The sequence below is a fragment of the Novacetimonas hansenii JCM 7643 genome, from assembly GCF_000964405.1.
Taxonomy (GTDB): domain Bacteria; phylum Pseudomonadota; class Alphaproteobacteria; order Acetobacterales; family Acetobacteraceae; genus Novacetimonas; species Novacetimonas hansenii.
Genome location: NZ_BANE01000361.1, coordinates 1 through 583 on the forward strand (window position 1 = coordinate 1; position 583 = coordinate 583).

The following is a 583-nucleotide window of genomic DNA, read 5'->3' on the forward strand; positions in this document are numbered from 1 at the left end:
GCCTCCGTCGGTTCGGGCGTGACTGGGCGCAGCGTGGACGGAAACTGTCGTGGTGGGGACGTACGCAGATTACTGTCGTCTATGGGCGTACGTGCCGGGCGGCATCGTCCGGACGGTGAAGCAATCTACCGGGAGAGACGGAAACGGGCGGGTCTGAGAAGGGTGAGATATTCGCGCTCTTCGGCTAATCGCGTGGCCTTACGCAGCAGACGTCCGACCCGTCCACGCTGGGACGAGGTATCCCACTGCCGTGCGTTCATGTGTCTTACGGACGGATCAAGAACCACACCGATATCGCGATGGGAGGCACCAGTTCGTCGTCCGGCATAGGCACAGATGGCATCTGCGATAAAACGCGCACGGTAAAGCGGCAGCCCCAGCGTCCGGGATAAAGGCGGAACGGGCATTCCGGAAAGATAGCGAATGAACCTGCGCACTTCTGCAATCCGCAGTTCTTCACCTCCGTCCAGAGGAATGAGGACTGCAGCGCGATCACGTGCTTTCGCATCACGGATCTGGACACGGTAGGTGTTTCCGTTGTGATGCAGGGCGAGAGATTTGCTCTGTAATCCCTGTCGTTCTG

1 protein-coding gene is annotated in these 583 nt (G+C 59.5%); it reads right to left on the minus strand.

Features of this window, described 5'->3' with window-relative positions; translation table 11 throughout:
* Window positions 1-125: 125 nt before the first annotated feature.
* Window positions 126-583, minus strand: a 458-nt coding sequence (locus tag B7G66_RS16640; RefSeq protein ID WP_080937683.1) for a DNA -binding domain-containing protein, incomplete at its 5' end; no start/stop codon positions are given.